28 protein-coding genes are annotated in these 25690 nt (G+C 59.7%); 15 read left to right on the forward strand and 13 right to left on the reverse strand.

From position 1 onward, the window contains the following. Positions 1 to 5: 5 nt before the first annotated feature. Both serS and ACOQFT_RS12525 read right to left on the reverse strand, forming a co-directional pair. Positions 6 to 1298 carry a serine--tRNA ligase gene (gene serS, locus ACOQFT_RS12520; protein ID WP_421598245.1) on the reverse strand — a complete coding sequence of 431 codons (1293 nt, stop codon included), beginning with the start codon at positions 1296 to 1298 and terminating at the stop codon, positions 6 to 8. Positions 1299 to 1370: 72 nt separating this feature from the next. Beyond that, positions 1371 to 3035, reverse strand: a complete 1665-nt coding sequence (locus ACOQFT_RS12525; protein WP_421598246.1) for a mechanosensitive ion channel family protein — start codon at positions 3033 to 3035, stop codon at positions 1371 to 1373. Positions 3036 to 3237: 202 nt separating this feature from the next. Between ACOQFT_RS12525 and yajC the strand changes: the two genes are divergently transcribed. The 10 genes from yajC (at position 3238) to ACOQFT_RS12575 (ending at position 10148) form a co-directional block, all read left to right on the forward strand. Beyond that, positions 3238 to 3525, forward strand: coding sequence for a preprotein translocase subunit YajC (yajC, locus tag ACOQFT_RS12530; protein WP_170325331.1), 288 nt, complete (start codon positions 3238 to 3240; stop codon positions 3523 to 3525). A gap of 33 nt (positions 3526 to 3558) precedes the next feature. Further along, the gene (gene secD / locus ACOQFT_RS12535) at positions 3559 to 5220 is read left to right on the forward strand and encodes a protein translocase subunit SecD (protein ID WP_421598247.1); all 1662 of its coding nucleotides are present in this window, start codon (positions 3559 to 3561) and stop codon (positions 5218 to 5220) included. A 1-nt stretch (position 5221) separates the two neighbouring features. Further along, a complete protein-coding gene (secF, locus tag ACOQFT_RS12540) occupies positions 5222 to 6190 on the forward strand; it encodes a protein translocase subunit SecF (protein WP_421598248.1) in 969 nt (322 codons plus the stop codon). Next, positions 6171 to 6929 (forward strand): TSUP family transporter, encoded by a 759-nt coding sequence (locus ACOQFT_RS12545; RefSeq protein ID WP_421598249.1) that lies wholly within the window; start codon positions 6171 to 6173, stop codon positions 6927 to 6929. Before secF ends, ACOQFT_RS12545 begins: the two co-directional genes overlap by 20 nt. Positions 6930 to 6938: 9 nt before the next feature. Then, positions 6939 to 7292 carry an Mth938-like domain-containing protein gene (locus tag ACOQFT_RS12550; RefSeq protein WP_421598250.1) on the forward strand — a complete coding sequence of 118 codons (354 nt, stop codon included), beginning with the start codon at positions 6939 to 6941 and terminating at the stop codon, positions 7290 to 7292. 66 nt (positions 7293 to 7358) lie between these two features. Next, entirely contained in the window at positions 7359 to 7973 is a 615-nt protein-coding gene (gene ccmA, locus ACOQFT_RS12555; protein ID WP_421598251.1) for a heme ABC exporter ATP-binding protein CcmA, read from the forward strand. Beyond that, the gene (gene ccmB, locus ACOQFT_RS12560) at positions 7970 to 8626 is read left to right on the forward strand and encodes a heme exporter protein CcmB (RefSeq protein ID WP_170382693.1); all 657 of its coding nucleotides are present in this window, start codon (positions 7970 to 7972) and stop codon (positions 8624 to 8626) included. Before ccmA ends, ccmB begins: the two co-directional genes overlap by 4 nt. A 61-nt stretch (positions 8627 to 8687) precedes the next feature. Further along, positions 8688 to 9461, forward strand: coding sequence for a heme ABC transporter permease (locus ACOQFT_RS12565; protein ID WP_170443295.1), 774 nt, complete (start codon positions 8688 to 8690; stop codon positions 9459 to 9461). Continuing rightward, complete coding sequence (gene ccmD, locus ACOQFT_RS12570; RefSeq protein ID WP_170443297.1) at positions 9458 to 9616, forward strand: heme exporter protein CcmD; 159 nt, start codon at positions 9458 to 9460, stop codon at positions 9614 to 9616. Before ACOQFT_RS12565 ends, ccmD begins: the two co-directional genes overlap by 4 nt. After that, a complete protein-coding gene (locus tag ACOQFT_RS12575; protein ID WP_421598252.1) occupies positions 9609 to 10148 on the forward strand; it encodes a DsbE family thiol:disulfide interchange protein in 540 nt (179 codons plus the stop codon). The genes ccmD and ACOQFT_RS12575 overlap by 8 nt, the downstream gene beginning before the upstream one ends. A gap of 18 nt (positions 10149 to 10166) precedes the next feature. Here the strand turns inward: ACOQFT_RS12575 and ACOQFT_RS12580 are convergent, their stop codons facing one another. Further along, entirely contained in the window at positions 10167 to 10547 is a 381-nt protein-coding gene (locus ACOQFT_RS12580) for a TM2 domain-containing protein (RefSeq protein ID WP_421598253.1), read from the reverse strand. A gap of 76 nt (positions 10548 to 10623) precedes the next feature. After that, the gene (gene acnA / locus ACOQFT_RS12585) at positions 10624 to 13314 is read right to left on the reverse strand and encodes an aconitate hydratase AcnA (RefSeq protein WP_421598254.1); all 2691 of its coding nucleotides are present in this window, start codon (positions 13312 to 13314) and stop codon (positions 10624 to 10626) included. A 238-nt stretch (positions 13315 to 13552) separates the two neighbouring features. On the opposite strand from acnA, the gene ACOQFT_RS12590 reads away from it, so the two are divergent. Beyond that, the gene (locus ACOQFT_RS12590; protein WP_421598255.1) at positions 13553 to 14254 is read left to right on the forward strand and encodes a DUF1223 domain-containing protein; all 702 of its coding nucleotides are present in this window, start codon (positions 13553 to 13555) and stop codon (positions 14252 to 14254) included. Here the strand turns inward: ACOQFT_RS12590 and ACOQFT_RS12595 are convergent, their stop codons facing one another. The 5 genes from ACOQFT_RS12595 to purB form a co-directional block, all read right to left on the reverse strand. Continuing rightward, positions 14255 to 15178 (reverse strand): lysophospholipid acyltransferase family protein, encoded by a 924-nt coding sequence (locus ACOQFT_RS12595; RefSeq protein ID WP_421598256.1) that lies wholly within the window; start codon positions 15176 to 15178, stop codon positions 14255 to 14257. A gap of 91 nt (positions 15179 to 15269) precedes the next feature. Further along, entirely contained in the window at positions 15270 to 16358 is a 1089-nt protein-coding gene (locus tag ACOQFT_RS12600; protein ID WP_421598257.1) for a flagellar motor switch protein FliG, read from the reverse strand. Between the two features lie 68 nt (positions 16359 to 16426). After that, positions 16427 to 16972 (reverse strand): tetratricopeptide repeat protein, encoded by a 546-nt coding sequence (locus tag ACOQFT_RS12605; RefSeq protein WP_421598258.1) that lies wholly within the window; start codon positions 16970 to 16972, stop codon positions 16427 to 16429. Between the two features lie 104 nt (positions 16973 to 17076). Beyond that, positions 17077 to 17229 (reverse strand): chitin-binding domain-containing protein, encoded by a 153-nt coding sequence (locus ACOQFT_RS12610; protein ID WP_421598259.1) that lies wholly within the window; start codon positions 17227 to 17229, stop codon positions 17077 to 17079. A 123-nt stretch (positions 17230 to 17352) separates the two neighbouring features. Then, on the reverse strand, positions 17353 to 18657 hold the full coding sequence (gene purB / locus ACOQFT_RS12615) for an adenylosuccinate lyase (RefSeq protein ID WP_421598260.1): 1305 nt from the start codon (positions 18655 to 18657) through the stop codon (positions 17353 to 17355). 318 nt (positions 18658 to 18975) lie between these two features. On the opposite strand from purB, the gene ACOQFT_RS12620 reads away from it, so the two are divergent. Continuing rightward, complete coding sequence (locus ACOQFT_RS12620; protein WP_421598261.1) at positions 18976 to 19536, forward strand: hypothetical protein; 561 nt, start codon at positions 18976 to 18978, stop codon at positions 19534 to 19536. A gap of 12 nt (positions 19537 to 19548) precedes the next feature. Then, complete coding sequence (locus ACOQFT_RS12625) at positions 19549 to 19878, forward strand: hypothetical protein (RefSeq protein ID WP_421598262.1); 330 nt, start codon at positions 19549 to 19551, stop codon at positions 19876 to 19878. Between the two features lie 10 nt (positions 19879 to 19888). Here the strand turns inward: ACOQFT_RS12625 and ACOQFT_RS12630 are convergent, their stop codons facing one another. Further along, positions 19889 to 21103, reverse strand: coding sequence for an alpha/beta fold hydrolase (locus ACOQFT_RS12630; RefSeq protein WP_421598263.1), 1215 nt, complete (start codon positions 21101 to 21103; stop codon positions 19889 to 19891). Between the two features lie 235 nt (positions 21104 to 21338). Here ACOQFT_RS12630 and ACOQFT_RS12635 point away from each other — a divergent pair, with 235 nt between their 5' ends. Further along, positions 21339 to 21527 (forward strand): hypothetical protein, encoded by a 189-nt coding sequence (locus tag ACOQFT_RS12635; protein WP_421598264.1) that lies wholly within the window; start codon positions 21339 to 21341, stop codon positions 21525 to 21527. Between the two features lie 4 nt (positions 21528 to 21531). Here the strand turns inward: ACOQFT_RS12635 and dddP are convergent, their stop codons facing one another. After that, positions 21532 to 22875, reverse strand: coding sequence for a dimethylsulfonioproprionate lyase DddP (gene dddP, locus ACOQFT_RS12640; RefSeq protein WP_421598265.1), 1344 nt, complete (start codon positions 22873 to 22875; stop codon positions 21532 to 21534). Positions 22876 to 22995: 120 nt separating this feature from the next. Between dddP and ACOQFT_RS12645 the strand changes: the two genes are divergently transcribed. Further along, positions 22996 to 23751 (forward strand): heme-dependent oxidative N-demethylase family protein, encoded by a 756-nt coding sequence (locus ACOQFT_RS12645; RefSeq protein WP_421598266.1) that lies wholly within the window; start codon positions 22996 to 22998, stop codon positions 23749 to 23751. Positions 23752 to 23771: 20 nt separating this feature from the next. Here the strand turns inward: ACOQFT_RS12645 and ACOQFT_RS12650 are convergent, their stop codons facing one another. Beyond that, positions 23772 to 24686, reverse strand: coding sequence for a hypothetical protein (locus ACOQFT_RS12650; RefSeq protein ID WP_421598267.1), 915 nt, complete (start codon positions 24684 to 24686; stop codon positions 23772 to 23774). A gap of 199 nt (positions 24687 to 24885) precedes the next feature. Beyond that, on the reverse strand, positions 24886 to 25674 hold the full coding sequence (locus tag ACOQFT_RS12655; protein WP_421598268.1) for a lytic murein transglycosylase: 789 nt from the start codon (positions 25672 to 25674) through the stop codon (positions 24886 to 24888). Positions 25675 to 25690: the final 16 nt, after the last annotated feature.

The following is a 25690-nucleotide window of genomic DNA, read 5'->3' on the forward strand; positions in this document are numbered from 1 at the left end:
GTTTTTTAGGCCAGCGAACCGTCCAGTTGCAGGGTCAACTTGCCGCCCAGATAGGGGGCCAGAACCTCGGGCAGAGTCACTGTGCCGTCGGCGTTCTGGCCGTTTTCCAGCACGGCAATCAGGCAGCGCCCGACCGCAAGGCCCGAGCCGTTCAGCGTGTGCACGTATTCCGGCTTGCCGCCGCCCTCGGGACGGAACCGCGCGTTCATCCGGCGGGCCTGAAAATCACCGGTGGTCGAGACCGAGCTGATCTCGCGATAGGTGTCCTGACCGGGCAGCCATGCTTCGATGTCAAACGTGCGGCGCGCGCCAAAGCCCATGTCGCCGGTGCACAGAACCACGGTGCGATAGGGAATGCCCAGCTGTTCCAGCAGATCCTCGGCACAGCGCAGCATGCGTTTTTGTTCCTCGTCCGAAGCGTCAGGATGGGTGACCGACACCATCTCGACCTTTTCGAACTGGTGCTGGCGAAGCATGCCGGCAGTGTCCTTGCCTGCGCTGCCGGCCTCGGACCGGAAACAGACGGTATGCGCGGTCATGCGGATGGGCAGGGCGGCTTCTTCCAGAATATCGCCCGCCACCGAATAGGTCAGCGTGACTTCGGATGTCGGGATCAGCCACCAGCCATTGGTGGTCTGATAGCTGTCCTCGCCGAATTTCGGCAGCTTGTCGGTGCCATACATCGCCTCATCCCGGACCAGAACCGGGGTCTGCGTCTCGGTCAGACCGTTCTTGTCGATATGCGTGTCCAGCATGAACTGGGCCAACGCACGGTGAATGCGCGCCACGCCTTTCGACAGGTTCACAAACCGGCTGCCGCTGGTTTTGGCGGCGGTTTCAAAATCCATAGCCGCCGCAACGGCAGGGATTTCATAGTGTTCCTTAGGGGTAAATCCCAGGTCCTTTGGCGTACCCCACCGGTTCACCTCGACGTTGTCATCCTCATCGGCGCCGTTGGGCACGTCATCCGCAGGAGTATTGGCGATGCGCGCCAACTGATCGGTCAATAGCGCGTCCAGATCCTTGGCCTCGGTCTGCATCCGGGCGATCTCGGCCTTTTTCTGGGCCACCAGCGCGCGCAGGCGTTCGAACTCGGCCTCATCGCCGCGCGCCTTGGCAGCGCCGACCTCTTTGCTGGCCTTGTTCTGTTCGGCCTGCGCGGTTTCTGCGGCCAGAATCTTGGCGCGGCGGCTTTCGTCCAGCCTCAGCAAATCTGACGACACCGGCGCGTCCCCACGGCGCGCAAGAGCGGCGTCGAAGGCGGCTGGGTTTTCGCGAATGGCGCGGATGTCGTGCATGGTTCAGATCCTTAAATGCGTGAATCACTGAAACCGCTTATGCACCATCTGAAAGGCAGGGTGTAGCACCGGTTACGACTTATCCGCGCCCTCGTGCGATTCATGCGCCAGATGGCCATCCCATTCCTCTGCCGGGATTTTCGGCTCGGGCGGATCGGCCATGTAAGAGGGTGTCATGATCTGCACATTGTTCTCATTGAACACGGCCACGATGTTGCGGTGCAGGTCCGAGCGGATTTTCGGGATGCTGCTGCCGCGCGTGGTGTAGCCGTTGATCTGATAGTTGATCGCGTAGTCGGCCAGCGCTGTCCACAGAACGAAGGGTTCCGGCTTGGCCTTGATCCCCTTGGTGCGGTGGGCGGCCTCGATCAGCATCGCTTCGACCTTCTCGGGCGGTTCCTCATAACCGATGCCAACGGTGGTGTGCAGCAGCAGCCCGCTGCCATCCGTCTTCTTCGAAAAATTCACCACATCCGAGTTCATCAGTTGCGCGTTGGGGATCGAGATCAGCTCGTTCTTGATCGACTTCAGATGCGTCTCCATCAGCTTGATCTGCACCACATCGCCAATATGATCTCCAATCTGAATACGATCCCCGATCGAGGTTGAGCGGCGATAGATCACGAACAGTCCTGCCAGCATGTTCGACACGACCGAGTTCGCGCCCAGCGACAGCATCGCGCCCACCAGAATGGTCAGCCCCTGAAACGCGGCCGAATCCGATCCAGGAATGTAGGGCACCGCAAAGACCAGTGCGATCAGGATGACGACGACGCGGGCGATATTGAAGGTGGGGTTGATCCAGTGTTTCTCAAAATCCCCCAGATCGAACGAGCCCGCTTCGACCGCGTCAAAGAACACCCGCATCCCTTTGATGATATACATCGCCACCCATGTGATCAGGGCCAGCATAATCAAATTGGGGATATAGCTGATGATCCCCTTGAAAATCACCAGGACCGGTTCGGTCAGGTAGGTCAGCAGAAGCTGCGCGAAATAGCGGGTTTCGGCAAAGGCCAGCAGGACGAAGGACAGATAGTAGTAAAAGCCCAGAAAGAAGATCACCAGCAGGATGAAATTCAGGCCGTACCGGACCAGTGCGGCAATCGCCTCGGCCTGAACGCTTTTGGCGGTGGCGGTTTCCACGTCCTTGAGGTGGCGTTTGACGAATTTCAGTGTGCGCCGCCTGATCCGGCGGTGCAGCCACAGGATCACCACGATGAAGACGACAAATCCAACCGTCCAGGCCGCAGCTTCGATGGCGCCGGACACGCGCGCCTGTTCGGTTCGATTGGCGCGGTAGGCAATGATGGCCTCTTTGATGGCATCGCCGTGCAGCAAGGTGAGCACGTCCAGTTCCATCTGGTCCAATTCGGCGTCGGCCACTGTAACGATCGAAACGATGCTGCCGTCGGCCCGGATACGCGTTCCCAGGTCGGTTTGTTCAAAGATGATTTCGACGTCCGGAGACTCGGATGCCTCGGCAACCTCGATGATGCTGCTTTGCACGCGCTCTGCCCGTTCCGAGGCCGGAAGGGCGCTGGAGCCCCGCAAAAAGAACAGGGTGTCGCCATCGACGATGACCGGGGCCTTGAAAACCTCGGTGTCGCTTTTCTCGGGTTCCAGTGGTTCAGCCGGTGCGTCCTGTGCCGCGATGGGTGTGGACAAAAGGACAATGACAACAGTCGCAAGCAACAGATGCAGCAACAACTGGAAGGGTTTGAAGTTTCTTGTCATTCGGCCTCCTTACCCTTGACTATATCCATGTCGACCGGCGTTCCTAGGACATATCTGCAACGCTTGAGAACATCCTTTGCGCCGGCTGTGCCGAACCGAAACTTTCCGGTGCCGCCTTTGCTTGCAAACGGCGGGTTCAAGGCATAGGTTCTCGCCAAATTTGCGAAGCCCTTTCGCATCTCCAAACCAAAAGGAATATCCCATGGAAGGTGGCGCAATCGCCCAGTTTCTCCCGCTGATCCTGATCTTTGCGATCATGTATTTCCTGCTTATCCGTCCGCAGCAGAAGAAGATGAAGGAACATCAGGCCATGGTCGAGGCCGTGCGCCGGGGCGATCAGGTGGTCACCCAGGGTGGTCTGATCGGCAAGGTGTCGAAGGTCAAGGAAGGCGAGAACGAGATCGAAGTCGAGCTGGCCGAGAACGTCAAGGTCCGCGTGGTCAAGTCGACCATCGCCCAGGTTCTGAATAAAACCGAACCGGCGAAGTAACTTCGCGCGACAATTCCTTGAAAAGGCAGGGTAATGCTGCAAATTGATACCTGGAAGCGGGTTCTGATCTGGCTGGTCTGCGTGACCGGCCTGCTGATGGCCCTGCCGAATGCGTTCTACACGCGTGTCGAGCAATCCAACGATGCCAAGGCCGCGATCGAGCTTGGCATCGACACCCCCGAAATGCAGGCGCAGGCGGCGCAGTGGCCGAACTGGCTGCCGTCGTCGCTGGTCAATCTTGGCCTCGACCTGCGCGGCGGGGCGCATCTGCTGGCCGAAGTGAAGGTCGAAGATGTCTACGAATCCCGGATGGAGGCGATGTGGCCCGAGGTGCGTGACGCCCTGCGGGATGAGCGCGCAACGGTGGGCACGATCCGCAAACAGGAATCGGCCCCTGATGGGATTCGCGTTCGCATCAGTCAGCCCGAGGGCATGTCCCGCGCGCTGGAGGTTGTGCGCGGTCTGGCCCGTCAGGTGCAGACGCTGACCGGTGTCGGTGCCACCGATATCGAGGCCCGTGCCGAGGGCGACACCATCGTCGTGCAACTGTCAGAGGCCGAGAAGCTGGCCTCGGACGACCGCACCGTGCGTCAGGCGCTGGAAATCATCCGCCGCCGGATTGACGAGGTCGGCACCCGCGAGCCCACCATTCAGCGCCAGGGCGCGGATCGTATCCTGATCCAGGTTCCGGGCATCGGCAGTGCGGGTGAGTTGAAAGACATCATCGGCACCACGGCGCAACTGACCTTCAACCCTGTTGTTGGGCCTGCGAACAGTTTGGGTGATCCTGTGGGGCCAGGGCAAAAAGTGGTTCCTTCGGTTGAAGAAGGGGGACGGTTTTACACCATCGAATCCGCCCCGGTCGTGACCGGCGAGGAACTGGTTGATGCACAACCTGCGTTTGACCAGAACGGCCGCCCGGCGGTCAGTTTCCGCTTCAACACGTCCGGAGCGCGCAAATTCGGGGACTACACCCGCGACAACATCGGCGCACCCTTCGCCATCGTGCTAGACGACGAGGTGATCTCGGCACCCGTGATACAGGCGCATATTGCCGGTGGGTCCGGTATCATCACAGGCAATTTCACCGTCGAGGAAAGCACCAATCTTGCCGTCCTTCTGCGCGCCGGTGCGCTGCCTGCCGGGCTGGAGTTCCTTGAAGAACGCACCATCGGCCCCGAGTTGGGGCAGGACAGTATCGATGCGGGCAAGACCGCGACCATCGTGGCCTTTGTCGCGGTTCTCAGCTTCATGGCTCTCAGCTACGGTCTGTTCGGCGTGTTCGCCAATATCGCGCTGATCATCAACGTCGGCCTGATCTTTGGCTTGCTGTCGCTGATCGGGGCGACGCTGACCCTGCCGGGTATTGCAGGCATCGTTCTGACGGTGGGTATGGCGGTGGACGCCAACGTGCTGATTTTTGAACGCATCCGCGAGGAACTGAAATCCGCAAAAGGCCCGGCGCGCGCCATCGAATTGGGCTATGAAAAGGCGCTGTCGGCCATTGTTGACGCCAACGTGACCACCTTCATCACCGCCGTGATCCTGTTTGCCATGGGCAGCGGCCCGGTACGCGGTTTCGCGATTACGCTGGGTCTTGGTATTCTGACCTCGGCCTTCACCGCGATCTTCGTGACCCGTCTGATGGTGGTGATGTGGTTCGAACGCCGTCGTCCGAAAATGATCGAGGTTTGACATGAGACTGAAACTCGTACCCCAGAACACCTCGTTCGATTTCTTCAGCCGCTGGAAGGTGTGGCTGGGCATCTCGGCCCTGATGATGGTTGTGGCGTTTACGTCCTTCATGCTGCAGGGGCTGAACTTTGGTATCGACTTCCGCGGCGGAACCACGATCCGGACCCAGTCCACGCAAGAGATCGACATCGGCGCCTATCGCGACGCCATCGCGCCGCTGGAGCTGGGCGATGTCACGATCACCGAGATTTTCGATCCCACCTTCGGGGCGGACGAAAATGTCGCCATGATCCGAATTCAGGCGCAGGCCGATGCCGAGGCGGTCTCGGCAGCTACGGTCACCTCGGTGGAAGAAGCACTGAAGGTTGCCGTACCGGATATCGAGTTCGTCTCGGTCGAATCCGTCGGTCCCAAGGTCTCGGGCGAGTTGATCCAGACCGCCGTGATTGCGGTGATGCTCGCCATCGGGGCGGTGCTGGTCTACATCTGGCTGCGCTTCGAATGGCAGTTCGCGCTGGGGGCCGTGGCGGCGCTAGTGCATGACGTGATCCTGACCATCGGCATCTTCTCGGAGCTGCAGATCCGGTTCGATCTGGCCATCATCGCGGCGCTTCTGACCATCGTGGGTTACTCGCTGAACGACACCGTGGTCGTGTTCGACCGGGTGCGTGAGAACCTGCGGAAGTACAAGAAGAAAGACCTGAAAGAGGTCCTGAACATCTCGATCAACGAAACGCTCAGCCGGACGGTGATGACCTCGGTTACCACGCTGCTGGCGCTGATCTCGCTTTATGTGCTGGGTGGCGACGTAATCCGCGGCTTTGTCTTCGCGATGATCTGGGGCGTGATCGTGGGGACTTATTCGTCGGTCTTCGTGGCCTCGACCATCCTGCTGTGGCTGGGGGTCAAACGCGATTGGTCCAAACCGTCGAACACGTCGGGCAATCAGTTTGCCAACATCGACGCCTGAGATATTCGGCCAGTCCCCAACGGGGCTGGCCGTTATCCTTTTTGCGGCTTTTCTTGGCGGCATTGTGCGCGGGTTTTCCGGGTTCGGAACCGCACTGATCTTCCTTCCAATCTCCACGCCCTTCCTTGGCCCGTTCGGAGCCCTGATCGGCCTGACCATCATGGACATTTTCGGGCCGCTGCCGAACCTGCGTCATGCCTGGCGTGTTGTGGACCGGGGTGATCTGGTGCGACTGGCGGCCGGATGCGCGCTGTTGTTGCCGGTGGGGTTGTGGGTGCTGACTCGGGTTGAACCCGAAGTGTTCCGCTATGCGGTCAGCTTTCTGGCGCTCTTCATGCTGGCCGTATTGATTCTCGGGCTGCGGTATCATGGGCGGGTAGGGCGGGCGATGGTTACTGGTATCGGTGGCGCTGCCGGATTTCTGGGCGGCGTGGCAGGCTTGCCCGGTCCGGCGGTGATCCTGTTCTACATGTCGCGGCCCTTACCGGTTGAGGTGATCCGCGCGACGATCCTGCTGTTCCTGTTCGTGTTCGATTTCCTCATCCTTGGGTACCTGACCGGCATGGGACGGGTCACTTGGCCCGCTGTGGCCTTGGGGCTGATGCTGTCGGTACCGAACCTGCTGGGCAACTGGCTGGGGGGCTGGCTGTTTCGGCCCGAATTCGAACGGCTTTACCGCGCCGCTGCCTATTTGGCGATTGCGGTTGCGGCCTTGTCGGGGCTGCCGCTTTGGGGCTAGAAGGTGCCCATGCGCCTGAATGAGATCACCTATAACAACGCAGTTCCGATCGATGGCTACGGCCCTGGCTTCTTTCGGATTGGCGGGCAGGTTTACCACGGGGCTGTTTTGACAGGTCCCGCCGGCACCGCAGACTGGGGCGGCTACGCCGATTACGCATCGCTGTTGGCGCTGTCCGAGGCGGTGGACGTTCTGTTCATCGGCACTGGAGAGGCGCTGACGCATATCCCATCCGATCTGCGTACCGCGCTAGAGGATGCGGGGTTGGGGGTAGAGATCATGAACTCCCCTGCGGCGTGCCGCACTTACAATGTGCTGTTGTCCGAAGGCCGTCGCGTTGCGCTGGCGTTATTGCCGGTCTGACCCGGTCGCAGGGCCTGCGGCAAATCTTGCCTTTTGCCTCTGTCAGCAATCAGATAAGCGGAACTCATGACACTGACTGTGACCGATCTGGCCATCGCCCGTGGTGGCGTTCCCGTCCTTGAGGGGCTGAGTTTTGCGCTGCATCCGGGCAAGGCGCTGATCCTGCGCGGGCCGAACGGCATCGGCAAGACGACGCTGTTGCGTACTTTGGCGGGATTGCAGCCACCTCTGACCGGACAGATCGAAGGGGCCGAGGACCAGATCGCCTATGCCTCGCATTCCGACGGGTTGAAGCCGACGCTGACGGTGGTCGAGAACCTGACCTTTTGGGCGTCTGTTTTCGGGACGAATGGCATTCAGTCCGCACTGGACGCCTTTGCGCTCAATGAGCTGTCGGATCGCCACGCGGGCAACCTGTCCGCGGGGCAGAAACGGCGGCTGGGCCTGGCGCGGATGCTGGTCACCGGGCGGCCGATCTGGATGCTGGATGAACCCACCGTGTCCTTGGACAAAAACGCGGTGCAGATGTTCGCTGACGCCGTGCGGGCGCATCTGGGGCAGGGCGGCTCGGCCCTGATCGCCACCCATATCGACCTTGGTCTGGATGGTGAGGTTCTGGACGTCGGCCCCAACAAGGCAAAACCCAAACCCATCGACGATTTCGACGGAGGCTTCCTGTGATCGCCCTGTTGCTGCGTGACCTGAAACTGGCCTTCCGCGCCGGAGGGGGCTTTGGCCTTGGTCTGGCATTCTTTCTGATCGTGACCGTTCTGGTACCGTTTTCCGTGGGTCCGCAATCGTCGCTGCTGTCGACCATCGCTCCGGGTGTTCTTTGGCTTGGCGCACTGCTGGCCTGTTTGCTGTCGCTGGATCGCCTGCTGGCGCTGGATTGGGAAGACGGCTCGCTGGACCTGCTGGCCACTGCGCCGCTGCCGCTGGAATCGGTGGTCTCGATCAAGGCGCTGGCGCATTGGCTGACCACCGGTCTGCCGCTGGTGCTGGCCGCGCCGTTTCTGGGGGTGTTGCTGAACCTGCCGGTGCCGGGGTTCTTCTGGCTGGTGATTTCGCTGCTGATCGGCACCCCGGCCATGAGCGTCATCGGCACTTTCGGAGCGGCCCTGACGGTGGGTTTGAAGCGCGGCGGCTTGCTGCTGTCGCTGCTGGTCCTACCGCTTTACGTGCCGACCCTGATCTTCGGCGCCGAAGTTGCGCGTCGTGGCGCTACGGGGATGGAAACACAAACGCCGCTGCTGATGCTGGCGGGGATCACGGCGGCCACGATTGCGCTGCTGCCCTTTGCCAGCGCAGCCGTTCTGCGCATCAACCTTCGGTGACGCGTTCAAACTTTGACCAATGTCAATTGAGAACGCACCCGACTCGGACTAGATAAGGCCCATGTCTATCGCAGCCAAAGCCAACGCCCTCTGGGAATACGCCAACCCGCGCAAGTTCCTTGCCACCAGCGAACGGGTGATGCCGTTTTTCTGGGTGACCTCGCTTGCGTGTATCGTCGTCGGACTGGTCTGGGGGTTCTTCTTCACGCCGGACGATTACAAGCAGGGGTCTACTGTCAAGATCATCTACCTCCATGTGCCCGCGGCGCTGATGGCGATCAATTGCTGGCTGATGATGCTGGCGACCTCGCTGGTCTGGCTGGTGCGGCGTCACCATGTCAGCGCACTGGCCGCCCGTGCAGCGGCACCGATTGGCATCGTGATGACGCTGATCGCGCTGGCGACCGGGGCGATCTGGGGGCAGCCGATGTGGGGTACCTGGTGGGCCTGGGACCCGCGCCTGACCTCGTTCCTGATCCTGTTTTTGTTCTACCTGGGCTACGTCGCCCTTTGGGAAGCGATCGAAGACCCGGATACGGCGGCTGATCTGACCTCGGTCCTATGCCTTGTGGGCTCGGTCTTTGCGCTGCTCAGCCGCTATGCGGTGAACTTCTGGAACCAGGGCCTGCATCAGGGCGCATCGGTGATGCGTGCGGCGGCCGTAACCGGGGCGGATACCGAAGAGAAAGTCAGCAACATCTACTTCTATCCGCTGCTGCTGTGCATCATCGGGTTTGTGCTGCTGTTCATCGCGTTGGTTCTGTATCGCACCGGCACGGAAATCCGGGCGCGGCGGATCAAGGCGCTGCAGGCACGGGAAAGGGTAAACGGATGATCCCTGATCTTGGAAAATATGCCGATACGGTGCTGTGGTCCTATGCGGCCTCGATTGCGCTGCTGGTGGTGCTGGTTGTGTTCAGTATCGCGCGCGGGCGCAAGGTCCGGGCCGAGATGGAAAAGGTCGAACAAAGGATGACGCGTAATGGCTAAGATCTCGCCCCTGATGCTTGCGCCGCCGCTGATCTTTGGCGCGTTCGCCGTCGCGGCCTTGGTGCAATTGCAGGATGGCTCGGACGACACGCTGCCGTCGGCCCGTCAGGGCCAGCCCGCACCGCCGGTTGTTCTGACCGAGTTTCCGGGCAAGACGATGTTTGACGATGCGACCCTGCGCGACGGCGAAGTCAAGCTGGTCAACTACTGGGCCAGCTGGTGCGCGCCCTGCCGTGCCGAACATCCGAACCTCGAGACGCTGTCCGAGGAGGGCATCCCGGTTTACGGCATCAACTATAAAGACAAGCTGGACAACGCCGAAGCGTTCCTGACTGATCTGGGTGATCCGTACAAAGCCATCGGACGGGATGAACAAGGACGCATGGCGCTGGACTGGGGTCTGTATGGTGTGCCCGAAACCTATGTGATCGATGGCGAGGGCACGATCATCCTGCGGTTTGCCGGGCCGATCACCGAACGTGTGATCGAAAGCACCATCCGGCCCGCACTGGAAAAAGCGGCAGGGAACTGACCCCGCCGCCCTGATGGATTAGTTGCCGCCCGACATCACGGATACTTCGTTGGCAATGGCTGTGCGTTTGCTGCTGGCGTCTTGAGCGATCATTCCCGGGATCAGGAACGCATCGACAATCATCCAGATTGCCAACGGAATCAGCAATGCAATTCCAACCAAAAACGCGGCTGTCGCCCAGCCGACAATGAAAAGGATCAACATCGTAATCGCAGTGCCCGTGCGCCCGAGGTAAAACCGGTGCGCGCCAAATCCGCCAAGAAAGAACCACAGCAAATAAGCGACCGCAGTCGATTTCTTTTCGTTGGTCAGGCGTTGCTCAACCAACATCTGCTGCTCTGTGGAAAGTGTCATTTCACATACCCTATATAATTGTTTTATTTGGCATGTATCGCCCATAGGATGAGCATCGTAAAGTAGCAAACCCCGCTATTGACAGGGTTTGCTTCGACTCGACTGGTGGGTGCTTATTTTATCAGTTGGTCTTGGCCAGATTCCGCAGCACATATTGCAACACGCCGCCATTTTCGATGTATTCGATCTCGGGCGCGGTATCGATGCGGCACTTGAGGAGGATGGTTCTCTCGGCACCGTCGGCATAGGTGATCGTACAGGGCACCTCTTGCAGTGGCTCAATCGAGTCCAGCCCGTGGATCGAGACGGTCTCATCGCCGTTCAGCCCCAGCGTCTTGCGGTTGTCGTTGCCGGTGAATTCGAACGGGATCACGCCCATGCCAACAAGGTTCGAACGGTGGATACGCTCAAAGCTCTCGGCGATCACGGCCTTGACACCCAGCAGCGCGGTGCCCTTGGCCGCCCAGTCACGGGACGAGCCTGCACCGTATTGCTCGCCACCAAACACCACCAGCGGAGTGCCCTGCGCCTGATAGGCCATCGACGCATCGTATATCGAGGTCTGCTCGCCATCCGGCCCCTTGGTATAGCCGCCTTCGACACCATCCAGCATCTCGTTCCTGATGCGGATATTGGCGAAGGTGCCGCGCATCATGACCTCGTGATTGCCCCGGCGCGAGCCGTACGAGTTGAACTCACGCGGCTGAACCTGACGGTCCATCAGGTACTTGCCCGCAGGCGTGGTGGTCGCGAAGGACCCGGCGGGCGAGATGTGGTCGGTGGTGACCATGTCGCCCAGAATGGCCAGAACCTTGGCGCCTTCGATATTCGTGATCGTACCCGGCTGCGGCCCCATGCCCTGAAAATAGGGCGGGTTCTGGATATAGGTCGAGTTCGGCGGCCAGTCATAGGTCTCGGCGTCGGTGGTCTCGACCGCTTGCCATTTCTCGTCGCCTTTGAACACGTCGGCATATTTCGACTGGAAGGCGTCGCGGGTAACGGTCTGCTGGACCAGATCGGCGATTTCGCTTTGGGTCGGCCAGATATCCTTCATGAAGACATCGTTGCCATCCTTGTCCTGCCCGATCGGTTCCGATGTCAGGTCGATATCCATGGTGCCCGCCAGCGCATAAACGACCACCAGCGGCGGTGAGGCCAGGTAATTGGCGCGCACGTCGGGCGAAATCCGGCCCTCAAAGTTGCGGTTGCCCGACAGGACCGAGGTCGCAACCAGATCGCCCTCGGCAATCGCTTCGCTGATTTCCTTCTGAAGCGGGCCCGAGTTACCGATGCAGGTGGTGCAGCCATAGCCCACAAGGTTGAAGCCGATGGCATCCAGATGCTGCTGCAGACCAGCGGCCTCAAGATATTCCGACACAACCTGCGATCCGGGGGCCAGCGAGGTCTTGACCCATGGCTGGCGGTCCAACCCCAGCTCATGCGCCTTTTTCGCCACCAGACCGGCGCCGATCATCACGTAAGGGTTCGACGTATTGGTGCAGGAAGTGATCGAGGCGATCACGACCTTGCCCGACTCCATCGCGTAGTTTTCACCTTTGACCAAGACTTCTTTGCCCATTGGGCGTTTGAACGTCTTCTCCATCTCATTCAGGAAAGCCGCCTTGGCATCGGTCAGCGCCACATAATCCTGTGGGCGTTTCGGGCCCGAGATCGCGGGAACGATTGTGCCCATGTCCAGCGTCAAAGTGTCGGTGTAGATCGGCGCGTAATTCTCGTCGCGCCAGAAACCGTTCTCCTTGGCATAGGCTTCGACCAGTGCTAGACGGTCCTCGTCGCGTCCGGTATTGCGCATATACCGCAGGGTCTCGCCGTCGATGGGGAAGAAGCCACAGGTCGCGCCGTATTCCGGCGCCATGTTGGCGATGGTCGCACGGTCAGCCAGCGGCAGGCGGTCGAGACCTTCGCCGTAGAATTCGACAAATTTGCCAACCACGCCCTTTTCGCGCAGCATCTCGACGACTTTCAGCACAAGGTCCGTGCCGGTGGTGCCTTCGACCATTGCGCCGGTGAGTTCAAAACCCACGACCTCGGGGATCAGCATCGAGATCGGCTGACCCAGCATTGCCGCCTCGGCCTCGATCCCGCCGACGCCCCAGCCCAGAACGGCCATGCCGTTGACCATGGTGGTGTGGCTGTCGGTGCCGACCAGCGTGTCGGGATAGGCAACCTCATCCCCATTCTGGTCGGTGTCGGTCCAGACGGTCTGCGCCAGGTATTCCAGGTTCACCTGATGGCAGATGCCGGTGCCGGGGGGCACAACGCGGAAATTGTTAAAGGCCGACTGACCCCATTTCAGGAACTGGTAGCGCTCCATGTTGCGTTCATATTCGCGGTCTACGTTCATCTGGAACGCGCGCGGGTTGCCGAATTCGTCGATCATGACCGAGTGGTCGATGACCAGATCCACCGGGTTCAGCGGGTTGATCTTTTGCGCGTCACCGCCCAGCCCCTTGATCCCGTCCCGCATTGCGGCCAGATCCACCACGGCGGGCACGCCGGTAAAGTCCTGCATCAGCACACGGGCTGGACGGTAGGCGATCTCGCGCGGGTTCTTGCCGCCATTGGCAGCCCATTCCCCAAACGCCTTGATGTCATCGACCGAGACGGAAAAGCCGTCATCCTCGAACCGCAGCATGTTTTCCAACACCACTTTCAATGCGGCAGGGAGTTTCGAAAAATCGCCCAGACCGGCCTCTTGCGCGGCGGGAATCGAATAGTAGGAAATGGATTTGCCATTCACGTTCAGGCTGCGGCGTGTCTTGGCGGTATCCTGTCCGACTTTAATGGGCATGTGTTGGCTCCCTCTCAAATGGCTTGGAAAACGGGGTTTGCTAACAGCAATCTTTATCACGTTTCGTCGGGGTTCAAGGACCAAGAGACGCAAAGGCGATCTGGTTCAGTCGTTTCGCAATGTCTCGGGCGCATGCCGGTTTCAAGAAACCTTGATTGGAGGGTGAGGTCCAAAGGGTTTAAACCATTCAGGTATCCTATCGGTCACAGACAGAAAAGTTATCAGCCCGAGGTCAAACATGCTCAGAACCGCCGTCATTGCCACTGCGCTTTCTCTTGCTCTTGCCGCGCCGGCAGCGGCTGAAAACGATCCTGTGGTGGTCGAGTTGTTTACGTCGCAGGGCTGTTCGTCCTGTCCGCCGGCCGACCGGCTGATGCATAATCTGGCCAAGCGCGATGATGTGATCGGTCTGGCCCTGCATGTGGATTATTGGGACTACATCGGATGGGAAGACGAATACGCCAATCCGGACCATACCCTACGGCAGCGCGCCTATGCACGTCAGGGCGGGCGGTCGATGATCTACACACCTCAGATGGTGATAAACGGTCAGCATGACGTTGTTGGCGCGCAATCGCGCGAGTTGGAGCGCCTGATCAACGCGCATCTGACAGCCGCGCCCGAGGCTGAAGTTGTGGCAACCCGGTCGGGTAATGACGTGACTGTCGATGTGACCCCGATCGAATTGCCAGAGGGGCAGACCTTTGATGTGCGCGTAGTGCAGTACTCACCGATGCGCCACGCCTCGATCCGGAGGGGAGAGCTGGCGGGGCATGAATTGGATTATGCGAATGTTGTCGAATCCTGGCAGTTGGCCGGACAGTGGGACGGGGTCGCGCCGCAACGGTTTTCTACCAGGCTGACCTCAGACCTGCCGGCGGTTGTTCTGGTACAGAGGGCCGGGCACGGCCCGATCGTTGCCGCCGACAGGATCAAGTGATCAGGGCATGTCCTCGGGCTGCACACCCAGCCCGTTCCAGGCCTTCCAGCGCCGGTGAATCCAGAACCATTGACCCATATGCTGCCGGACCACGGCCTCAAGATCATCATTGGTGAACTGGGTCATGGTATTGGGATCGGTATGGGGTACCGGATCGTGCAGCACGATCTCAAAATCAATGCCGTTTGGCTGGCGAATGGCATAGCAGGGGATCAGCTCGGCCTTGTATTTAATTGCCAGTTCGGCGTTCAGAACCGACGTGACCGCCGGTTTGCCGAAGAAAGTCAGCTCTTCTCCGCCATGGGCGTGAAGGTCCGAGACGATAGCAATGATGCCACCCTTCTTGAGCGAGCGCACCATTTCTACCATACCGCGGCGACCCTGTTCGAACATGGGTGCGCCGGTTTTGTAGAACGCTTCCACGTAGGCGTCGTTGAAATACGGGTTTGCCATGCGGCGATACAGGCAACCGATTGGCTGTCCACTGCGGGCCTGAAGAGCAATCCGTGCGGCCAGATAGTGGCCGAAATGCGCAGTGATCATCATCACCGGGCGCCCTTCGGCCACGGCGCTGTCAAAGGCTGCAATGCCGGGGCCGGAAATCTGGGCCGAGCTTTGGCGATCGGTGAATCCTTCGGGAGAGAAATGCTCCATGATCGCGCGGCCCGCATTGTCGGGGACAGCCCGACAGATACGCTTCACCTCGGTATCCGGCAGATCGGGGCAGGTCAGTTTCAGGTTCCGGCGCACCCGCTCGGTAAACCCGACCAGAGGGGCTAGGCCCCGCACGATAGCCCCCATAGCTGCAATGCGCCTCTCATACGGCAGCAGTCGCATCGCGCCGATCACGCCCTTCATCAACAGGCCGGTGATATAGTATTTTCGAAGCGCCCCGCGGCTTAGTTCCGACTTTTCGACGGGCATAATCTGGTCTCACCGGCTGTTGCGATTTGCCGGCCAGACATACAAGGCACATTCCCCGACCACAAGCGTTCCAATGGATTGGGCCATATGGCTAGTCTTCACTTTCTTCTTCGATCAGCGTTATCGCCCCTTCATCCACAAGGATACGGATGGCGCCCACGATCTGAGTCATCGCCTCTTCGGCGTCAGATTGTTTGACCTTTCCCCGCTCTCCGACCTCTTCCCTCAGGTTGTCTGCCATCCGCGTGGACATATTTGACAACATGAATTCGGCGGCAGTTTTGTCGTCTTCGGTTGCAGCGCCCGCCAACGCCGTGACCAGATCAGCCTGGTCCACACCGCGCAGAATAGCGGGAACGTCGCGAGGCAAAATGCGCGTCGGGATATGCGCGAAGGTAAAGATCGAGCGGCGCACGACGCCGGCGAAATCCGAATCCTCTTCGTCCAGCGCGGTCAGCAGCCCGTCGCGGGTGGATGCTGCAGATTGGTTCAGGATTGCACCAACCCGCGCTCCGGGGCCATCGGCAAAGGCCTGAGACGGGCGCTGATCCAATTGCGCCGCCAGCGACCAGCCGATCCGCTCGACCGCCTCGGGGGTGACATTGGCGGTTTTCGAGATTGCATAGGTGATCCGCCGCGCAACTGGGCCGGGCAGGTGGCCCAGCAGTTGCGCAGCCTTCGCGGTTTCCAGCTTGGACAGCATCACTGCGGCAATCTCGGTGCTTTCCGCCTGAGCCATCGTGGCGAGATCCTCGGTCGGGATTTCACGCAGACGCTGCCAGGGGTCACCGATCTGGCGGACCCCGGCGACCTTGCGCAGCCGCGCCGCTGTGGCCGAACCAATCTTGCCATCCACCGCGTCCAGAGCGCCCGCCAATCCATGTGGGAAGGACAGGCCGACGCTGTCCAGCGCCTCGGCAAATTCCTGTGCCACGGCGTCCAGCGTAATGCGATCGACAAGGCCCATCTGCCCCAGTTGATGAGTCAGTTTTTCCTGCAGATCATCGGGAAGCTCTTCGAGTGGAATGTCAGCGCCTTCATTCAGCAAAAGCCGCACAACGACTGCGGCCTTCTGTCGATTGCTGAGGACGCGGGGAACGACGCGGGGGGCGTCGTCCTTCTGATCGGCTACCGGAGCCGCCCCCGGTGCCACCTGTACCAATGTGTTTGTGTCCTGCATCTGCCTGCGGTGCCAAAGTACTGTTCCACAGGCAGATTAAGGAGAGTCGGGTAAAGAAAGACTGAAGCTCAGTAGTTATAGGTCAGCCCGGTGCGGATTGCTTCGCGCAAGGACGCCTCGGCCCAGGTGCCTTCTCCGCCACGCGCCTTGATTTCGCGCCACTGTTCGATCGCCAAATCGGTTTTACCTTCGGTCACAAAGCCCTGACCCATATAGCTGCGGGCCAGGATGTTGTCGGGATTGGCCTCGATGGCGTTGGTGTAGAAAAGGTTCGCCAGCTCAAGCTCACCCATTTTGCGGTAGGTGAAGCCCCAATAGGTCAGCACGCGATCATCGTTCTGATCCATGATGCGCAGGATGTTCTGCGCGTTCTCGAACTGTCCATCATAGGCCAGCTCGCGAACGGCGTCGTACAGCTCATCCTGAGTAAAGTTGGTTTTGTTCGGTTTGACACAGCGGCCCGCATCTTTGTCGTAGACACGTCCGAACAAGCATTTCCTTGTCGTGTTGGTGGGTTTCGGTGGGGTGGTGGCACCGCCACCGCCGGCCGCATATAGGGCCGGAGCGAAGGCAAAGGCCTGAAGGGCAATAGCTGAAATTAATACGAGGCGCATTTTCCTACTCCGTTCTTTGGGCTGCTCTGATCAAGCATAGCGCGATCTGATAAAAAGCTAACAATCGGCTGCTCGCTTTTATTCACAGGTAGGAAAGAAGTTTTTCAACTATTGGCGCTTTTCGCGCAGGTTTGGCTTTCAGCGTCCCAATATGTACCCGGTGCGCAGGACTGGGTTTGTTTGGAGTGCCCGCTGCAGGCCACAGCCACGGATGCGGAACACGCAAGGGCCAACGCGCAGAGAAGAGTGCGGATCATGCTGTTTCTCCCGTTCGGAAATACGCGCGCACCATAGCCGATATTGCCCGGTTTGGCAAAAAAACAGGGCCCGGATCGCGTTGCGCAACCCGGGCCCTTTTGAACCGTTTGATCGGTCAGGACTTATTCGCCAAAGACGCGGGCGAAGATCGTGTCGACATGCTTGGTGTGATAGCCGAGGTCGAATTTTTCTTCGATCTCTTCGGGGCTCAGCGCGGCGGTGACGTCGGCATCTGCCAGCAGTTCCTCTTTGAAATCGGTGCGGTGTTCCCAAACCTTCAGCGCGTTGCGCTGAACCATGGCATAGGCATCTTCGCGGCTGACACCGGCTTGGGTCAGCGCCAGCAGAACCCGTTGGCTCATCACCAGACCGGGGAACTTGTTCATGTTCTCGAGCATGTTTTCGGGGAAGATCAGCATCTTGTCGATCACGCCGGTCAAACGGGTCAGCGCAAAATCCAGCGTGATCGTGGCATCCGGCCCGATCATCCGTTCGACCGAGGAATGCGATATGTCACGCTCGTGCCACAACGCCACGTTTTCCATCGCCGGGATCACCGCTGCGCGGACTATGCGTGCCAGTCCGGTCAGGTTCTCGGTTAGAACCGGATTTTTCTTGTGCGGCATGGCCGAGGAGCCTTTTTGACCCATCGAGAAGAACTCGGCCCCTTCCAACACTTCGGTCCGCTGCATGTGGCGGATTTCGACGGCGACGTTTTCGATGCTGCTGGCGATGACGCCCAGCGTGGCAAAGAACGCGGCGTGGCGGTCGCGGGGAATGACCTGCGTGCTGATCGGCTCGGGCACCAGACCCAGCTTGTCGCAGACATGTTCCTCGACCTGCGGGTCAATGTTGGCGAAGGTCCCAACCGCTCCACTGATCGCGCCGGTGGCGACTTCCGCGCGAGCGTCGCGCATGCGGGACAGGTTGCGGTCCATCTCGGCATAGAAACGGGCGAAGGTCAGGCCCATGGTGGTTGGCTCGGCGTGGATGCCATGGCTGCGGCCAATGCGGACGGTGTCCTTGTGTTCAATCGCGCGACGCTTGAGGGCAGCCAGCAGGCCTTCGAGATCGGCGATCAGAAGGTCGGCGGCACGGGTGAGCTGCACGTTGAAACAGGTGTCCAGCACGTCCGAGCTGGTCATGCCCTGATGGACGAAACGCGCTTCTTCGCTGCCGACATGTTCGGCCAGGTGGGTCAGGAAGGCGATGACGTCGTGTTTGGTGACGGCCTCGATCTCGTCAATGCGGGCCACGTCGAATTCCACGTCCTTGGCTTTCCACACGGCCTCGGCATTTTCGCGCGGGATCACGCCCAGATCGGCCATGGCGTCGCAGGCATGGGCCTCGATCTCGTACCAGATGCGGAACTTGGACTCGGGTGACCAGATGGCGACCATGTCGGGGCGGGAATAACGTGGGATCATTGGCAGCTGCACCTTATCGTGATTTGGCAGGAGGCGATGCCGCGGGGTTTAAACCCGAGCCGTCAAAGGAACAAGATGCGAGTGTGCAGATGAGACGGTTTGCCCTGATTCTAACCCTCTGACCCCACGTTTTGGCCGCCAAAAAGGTCCGTTATCTGACCGGAGATGTTATTCAGGCGTTTTGATCGGGTCAGTGGCGCGTGAACATCCGCCTCTTTCGCCAGGGCACCGTGAGCTTCAGGCCGTTTTTGAGAGGCTGGACAAATCCCGCCCGTAGCGGGCAATCTGATGCCACAGAAATCATCAGGTTATTGAGATATGCGTATTTTATCTGGCTCGACCCTGGCTGCCTGCGCCGCCCTGTGGCTTGGGGCGGTGGCTCCGGCTTCGGCGGACACTCCGGTTACCTATACCGATGCAGGGCGCGCGTTGTTCAGCTTTGCCGTACCCGACTTCTGGGTCGTGCGCACCGGCGGCCCGCGCGAGATTGAGGACACCGAATTGGGCGATTCACGTGCTGTTGCGCGCGTCATGGGGCTTCGGCCCGTGACCGATGACAATGTCTGGATGGGGTTTGTCTCACCGGCGGGGGTCGCGTCGATTGAGGGTGGCCTGCGGTATCTGGAGGATATCGACAAGTTTCTGGTCAAGGAGCCGACGGTTGCCAGCACTACCGACACCCGGATCGGCGGGTTGCCGGCGCGTGTGATCCGGGGCACCGGCACCCGCGACGGGCGGGGTATCAACTTCACCGCTACCGTGATCGACCTGCCAAGAGACCGCGTGGCCGTGATTGTCGCGATCCTGCGCGACGGGGCCGACCGGGCCTATGTCGACGTTCTGAACGACGTTTTCGCGTCGTTCCGGGCCCTGCAGTAAGGAGAGGCGCCGATGACCACCAATCCGATCAAACGTCTGATTCTTGCGCTGGGCCTTGGGGCTGCGAGTTTTTCACTGTCGGCCTGTGATGGAGTCACGGTTGGGGTTGGGTATGGCTATGACCCGTTTTATGACTCGATGCTGTGGAACGACTATTACCACGATGTCGATGTGGATATTGATGTCGACAGACCGGTGCGTCCGAACCCGCCGAACGGAAGGCCTCCGGTACGGCCAACACCGCCGATCGCCAAACCTCCGGCGCGGCCCAGCCCACCTGTGGCGCGTCCGCCCGTGGCCAGACCGCCGATTCACCGCCCAGCCGGGCGCCCGCGCCGATAGCGTGTCCGGGTCAGGCCAGCAATTCCGTCGTGATCTGGGCTGACCCTTCCAGCGTTCTGTGAACGGGGCATTTGTCGGCGATTTCCAACAGCCGGGCGCGCTGTTCCGGATCCAGCGGGCCTTCCAGACGAATCTTGCGGCGGAACTGGTCGATCTTACCATCTCCGGCCAGCCCGGCATCCTGCCCGTGCACCTTGTTGTGGCAGACATCGACGGTGATGCCGGTCAGTGGCCACCGCTTGCGTCGCGCGTACATGCGGATCGTCATCGACGTACACGCGCCCAGACCCGAGGAAACGAACCCGTAAGGCGACATGCCTCTGTCGGTGCCGCCATACGAGGCGGGCTCATCCGCCACCGCGTGATGCCGGGGGCCGGACTGGATGTCCTGCAGGAAGCCCGAGGGATCAACCTCGGTCACGCGCACAACGCCCTCGGGCGCGCCGGGGGGCGGTGCGGGCGGGCTAAGAGGGATATATCGCGTCACCCATGCCGCAATCACGTCGGCTGCGTATTCCGCGTCCGAGGCGCGGGTGATCAGGTGATCGGCATCATCCAGCGTAACAAAGCTCTTGGGGTGTTTTGCGGCCAGAAAGATGGTGCTGGCATTGTCGATGCTGACGGTTTCATCACGCGGCGCGTGCAGGATCAGCAGGGCCGCTGTCAGTTCGGCAATCGCGTGGGTCAAAGCGGATTCCGATATGTCATCGACAAAAGCCTTGCCAATGCGGAAGGGACGGCCCCCCAGCATGACTTCGGCCGATCCGTCCTGTTCGATCTGGGGCAGGGCGCCCTCGAAATGGTGGGCGACATGGCCGGGGTCGGCGGGCGCGCCAATCGTGACCACAGCCTTGACGCTGGGAATACCGGACCGGGCGCGCAGAACGGCTGCGCCCCCAAGCGAGTGACCGATCAGCAGGGCCGGGGCCATATTGCGCCCGACCAGAAAACGCGCAGCGGCGATCAGGTCCTCGACATTCGAGGTAAAGGTGGTGTTGGCGAACTCTCCGTCCGAATGACCAAGCCCGGTGAAATCAAAGCGTAAAACGGCGATGCCCATCGCAGCCAGACGGGCGGCAATGCGGCGGGCGGCGGGGATGTCCTTGGAGCAGGTAAAACAATGCGCAAACAATGCCGTCGCCAGTACTGGCCCATCCGGCAGATCCAGGCGTGCAGCCAACTGGTTGCCGTCGTGACCGGCAAAAGTAATGCGTTCGGTGGGCATGGCTATTCCTTACGTGTCGGGATGGAGCCAATAGTGTGTACTTCGGGCTGGTGCCTCAACCCCATTGTAAGACGCGTCACGGGAAGGTGAGGAAAGTGAGCTCTTTCCGGCCAGCGAGGCGAATACCTTAATGGTTCAATATTTGTGATGTGATTGTTGATAAATATTCGTTTTAATAATTAAAAGAATGCCCCCATCTTGCAGCTATCAAACACAGCAAGCCAAGGAGGCTCACATGTCCCATACCGTATCCGCCCCGCGCGGCGTTGTTTTCCGCCCCGATCTTCTGATCGTTATCGCCCTGACCGGAGTTTTGGGCTTCACGCTGGGTCAGATCTGGCCGACGGCATCGGCCACACCTGAAATCACCATCCCGTCCGAGGACTGGCACGGCAACGTTCGGCGCTCCACCTGGCCTGATTGAGGCCTTAAACCTGGCCCATCAACTGTGGATCGAACGGATAGGTGGTCAGGTTCTCATACCCGTCCTCGGTGATCAGCACCTGATCTTCGAGCTTAATCGAGAAGTCGCCGCCAACCTCACCGACGGCGGCTTCGACGCACAGGACCATGCCGGGTTCGAGCGGATAATCGTAAGCACCAGCCACTGCCTTGTCCGGATAGGCGACCAATGGCCATTCATCACACAGACCGACGCCATGCATCAGGCAGCCATATTTCTGCGCCTGAAACTTGTCGTCCAGCTTATGTGCATTTGCGGTCAGCTCGGGGATCATCACGCCGGGCTTCAGCATCTCCATGTTGGTCATGATGTGCTCATGTGCGTGCTGCATGGCATAGACCATGTCGGGGCGGGGTTTCTCATCCCCGATCCACCACGTGCGCGAGATGTCGATGCAGATGCCATAGGAACCAATCAGGTCGGTGTCGAAGGCGATGATCTCATTTTTCTGCGTGATCCGCGGCCCGCATTCCTGAAACCACGGGTTGGTGCGCTGACCCGAGGCCAGCAGGCGGGTTTCAATCCACTCACCACCGCGCCGGATATTCTCGGCGTGCAGAACGGCCCAGATATCATCCTCGGAGGTTTTGCCATCGCCCACATTGGCGCGGGCGAATTTCTCCATCTCGGCCACGGCGGTTTCGCAGGCGTGGCTTGCGCAGCGCATGGCTAGAATCTCATCCGGCCCCTTGATGGCGCGGGTCTTTTCAGTGACCTCTTCGCCTTCCATGATCTCGAATCCCTGCGCCTCTAGCGCGCGCAGACCGTGCAGCATGATCTTGTCGACAGCCAGACGTTTGTTGCCGACGCCATGTTCGTCGATCAGCAACCGCACCTCGTTCGAGAACACATCGGCTGCCACATCTACCTTGTCGCCGCGGTCGAAATAGAACAGATCCGCGCCCGAGCGCTGTTCACGCACCAACGGATTGAATTTCGACAGGAACGGGGAGTTCTTGTAGTCCCAGATAACCATGTACCCGTCTGCGCACAGCAACACCGCACGGAACGGATTATGGGTGTTCCACAGCTGCATGTTGGTGCTGTCGGTAGCGTAACGGATGTTGAGCGGATCAAACATCAGCAGCCCGCCATAGCCCCGTTCAACGATCGCTTTGGTCAGGCGTTTCCACCGGAATTCCCGCATTCGCGCCAGATCGGGCAGGGCCAGGCCGGCGGATTCCCATTCCGCAAAAGCCAGCTGCGTCGGGCCGATCTCGATCCGGTCAAGTTCGTTTGGAGTGCCATCGCCCAGTGTTGCGCCCTTGCTTGGGTCGATCTTGCGGCTGTCGCGATAGTGCTGGTTCATGATGGCCTCCCTGCCTGCCTTTAGCGTGAAGAATCATTTTCCAAGCGTCTTGAAAGTTTGCGACGGCGCACCCGTCGCTTTTGGGCCGACAATGCAGTGAACTGGTGATAGGTCGATGTCATGACGATCCTTCAGACCTCAATCCCTTTTGACCCGCTGACCCCGCGCCCATTGCCGGGGATCCTACCGGCAAGCATGGATGACTGGCTGCATTGCGACGATGCGTTTGCCGGGCAGATGCAGCGGCGCGAGGTGCTTTTGCGGGAACGGCGCCTGGACGTTCTGGCGCTGGATTCCGCAGCCGAACCTGCGGCGCAGGAGCTTTTGGAACTGGTCCTGCATCACGTCTATCCGGGCCGTACCGATCAGGTCACCCGTCCGGACGGGCAGGTTGTTGAAATCGACCGCACACGCCCTTTGGACACATTATGCCGTCTGGTGCAGGAGGACTTTTGCATCCTGCAAAAATACGCGGATCAACACGTCCTGACCGCCGCCATTCTGTGTTTTCCTGCCAGTTGGCGCCTGTCGGAAAAGTTCATGCGGCCCCTGATCGACATCCACATCCCGGTGTCCGGTTATGACGCCAATATTGCCCGCCGGGTGCAGCGCCTGTTCGACGGGATACAGCCGGGGCGACCGCTTTGGCGGTTCAATGCGTTATGGTATGAGGACGCCGAACTGTACCAGCCCCGCAGCGCCAATGACCGGCGCGAGGTTGGCGATCCGGGGGCCGCCCGGTTCCTGCGCAGCGAACGTCAGACATTATTGCGCCTGCCGGAAACGCGGGCGGTGGTCTTTTCGATCCATACCTACGTGCTAGAGGCGCAGCGCCTGCACAAATGGAAAACCCCGCCTGACGGCGGGGCCTCCTAGGAGGGTATTGAAGTTTAGTACTACATGCCCAACGCGTTAGCGACACCGGCGAAAGCTCCGCTTGTGCTGAGAGCAGAAATTGCGACGGTGTAGGCAAGAACCTGAGTGTTCAGGCGAAAATCTTCGCCCCTGATCAGGTTCACAGCGGCCACAGAGACCGCGATGGGAACTGACACGCTGGCCACGGCGCCGGTCAATCCCCAACTGGTCAGTCGCAGGATATCACTGGGCTTGTCGTGGTCGAGGGGGCGCGTGTCTTCGTCCCCATCAGTAGGCTGCTCGTTGGTTTCTGTCCGAAAAGCGATGCTGAGCAATTGCTCGTCAGACAACTGGATCGGCCGGGCTGCTTGTGTCAGCGCCTTTTTTTGTGGCTCGCCCAGGTTTTCTTCGTCAGGAATGTTCAGCCCCGCAAACGGGCCTGTCACTGCCTCGAAAATCTGTTTTCTGTTTCGTGGTTTTGAGGGCGTCAAAGTGTCGAACGCGCTCATGAACTGTTCAACGGTCAGGATCGTATTGGGTGACAGCCATTCGACACGCTGCGTCGCGCAGATATCGACCATACGGTACAGAATGACCACCAGCATAAGCTCAGAGATTTCGCTGTCATCCAACAACGGAGAAACCGGCGAAAGCGTGATTGTCAGCCGGTTTTTCGGCAGAGTTACAATCGGTCTGCTGGCTGTCTTCAGCCCTGCAGCACGGTCAAGACGTTCGAACCGATCCTCTGCGCCAACCATCTGAGTGTCCAGGGTCAGGCGAACCAGATACTGGCTGGATACAATGCTGGCCTCGGTCTTGTTCAGCATGTTTTTGCGTTCGACCAGGTGACCATAGTCCCCCAAGGTCGTTGCAACGATGGCGCTGAAACGCTCAATCGCGCCCTCGGTTTCCCCGTTGAACTGAAGACCGCCGTGATAGCTGTGCGTCGAAGTCACCACGCATTCCTTTGTCGTATCCTGTTCTGGGAAACAGGTTAACAACGGATATGGGGCAGATTTTGGCGAAAATGAAAAAAAATGAAAAATCGGCGGGATTGATTACTCATTGGAAACCTAGGCATTTTAGGGGCCGCTTAACATCTGTGGCAATAATGTGGCTGGATTGCGGTGGATTGGCGCTGAAACATGGCGCGTATCAGCCGTCGATTCGGGCTGCCATGATCGCGATGGATTGCTGATAGACCGAGGCCGCGTTCCATTGCTGGATCACAGTGTAATTGGGTTGCCCCGGTTGATAGCCGCGCCCCGGTTGCCACCCTTTCTGACGTAGAAAATTCGCGGTTGAGGCCAGTGCGTCAGTGATATTGTAGAAGTCCACTTGACCGTCGCCGGTGGCATCGACCCCATAGACCAGCGCATTGCCGGGCAGGAATTGAGTGTGCCCTAATTCGCCATGCTTTGCCCCTTTGGTGGCGGTCGTAATGCTGCCTTGATCGACCAGTTTCAGCGCCCCTATGGCATGGGGGATAAAGAACTCGGATCGGCGACAATCATAGGCCAGTGTCGTGATTGCGGAAACAACCTGGCTGTCGCCCATGAAATTCCCGAACCCTGTTTCCATCCCGTGGATCGCAATCAGCACGCCGCTGGGGACACCGTATTGCCGTTCCAGCGCAGCGTAGAACTGCGGATTGCGTGCCTTGCGCTTGCGCCCTTGGGCTACGATCGTTTCGGCGCCGCGGACCCGCATGAATTTGTCCAGCGAGTATTTAAAGCTTTTCTGGTTACGATCTGCGGCAATGGTGCGCGTGGCGTATTGGGTTTGCGCCAACGCCTGCAGACCTTTCTTTTTCACACCGGCGCGCTTGGCCTGTCTCGCGAAATCCTGTTTCCAGGTCTCGAAACCGTTGCTGGTGTTGCCGCAGGGGGCGGCCGTTGCGAGCGTTGGCAGGGACAGGGCGAAAATCAAAGCAAATCGTAACATCAGCAAAATCCGGTCA

Source organism: Ruegeria sp. MALMAid1280 (assembly GCF_049195285.1).
Taxonomy (GTDB): domain Bacteria; phylum Pseudomonadota; class Alphaproteobacteria; order Rhodobacterales; family Rhodobacteraceae; genus Ruegeria.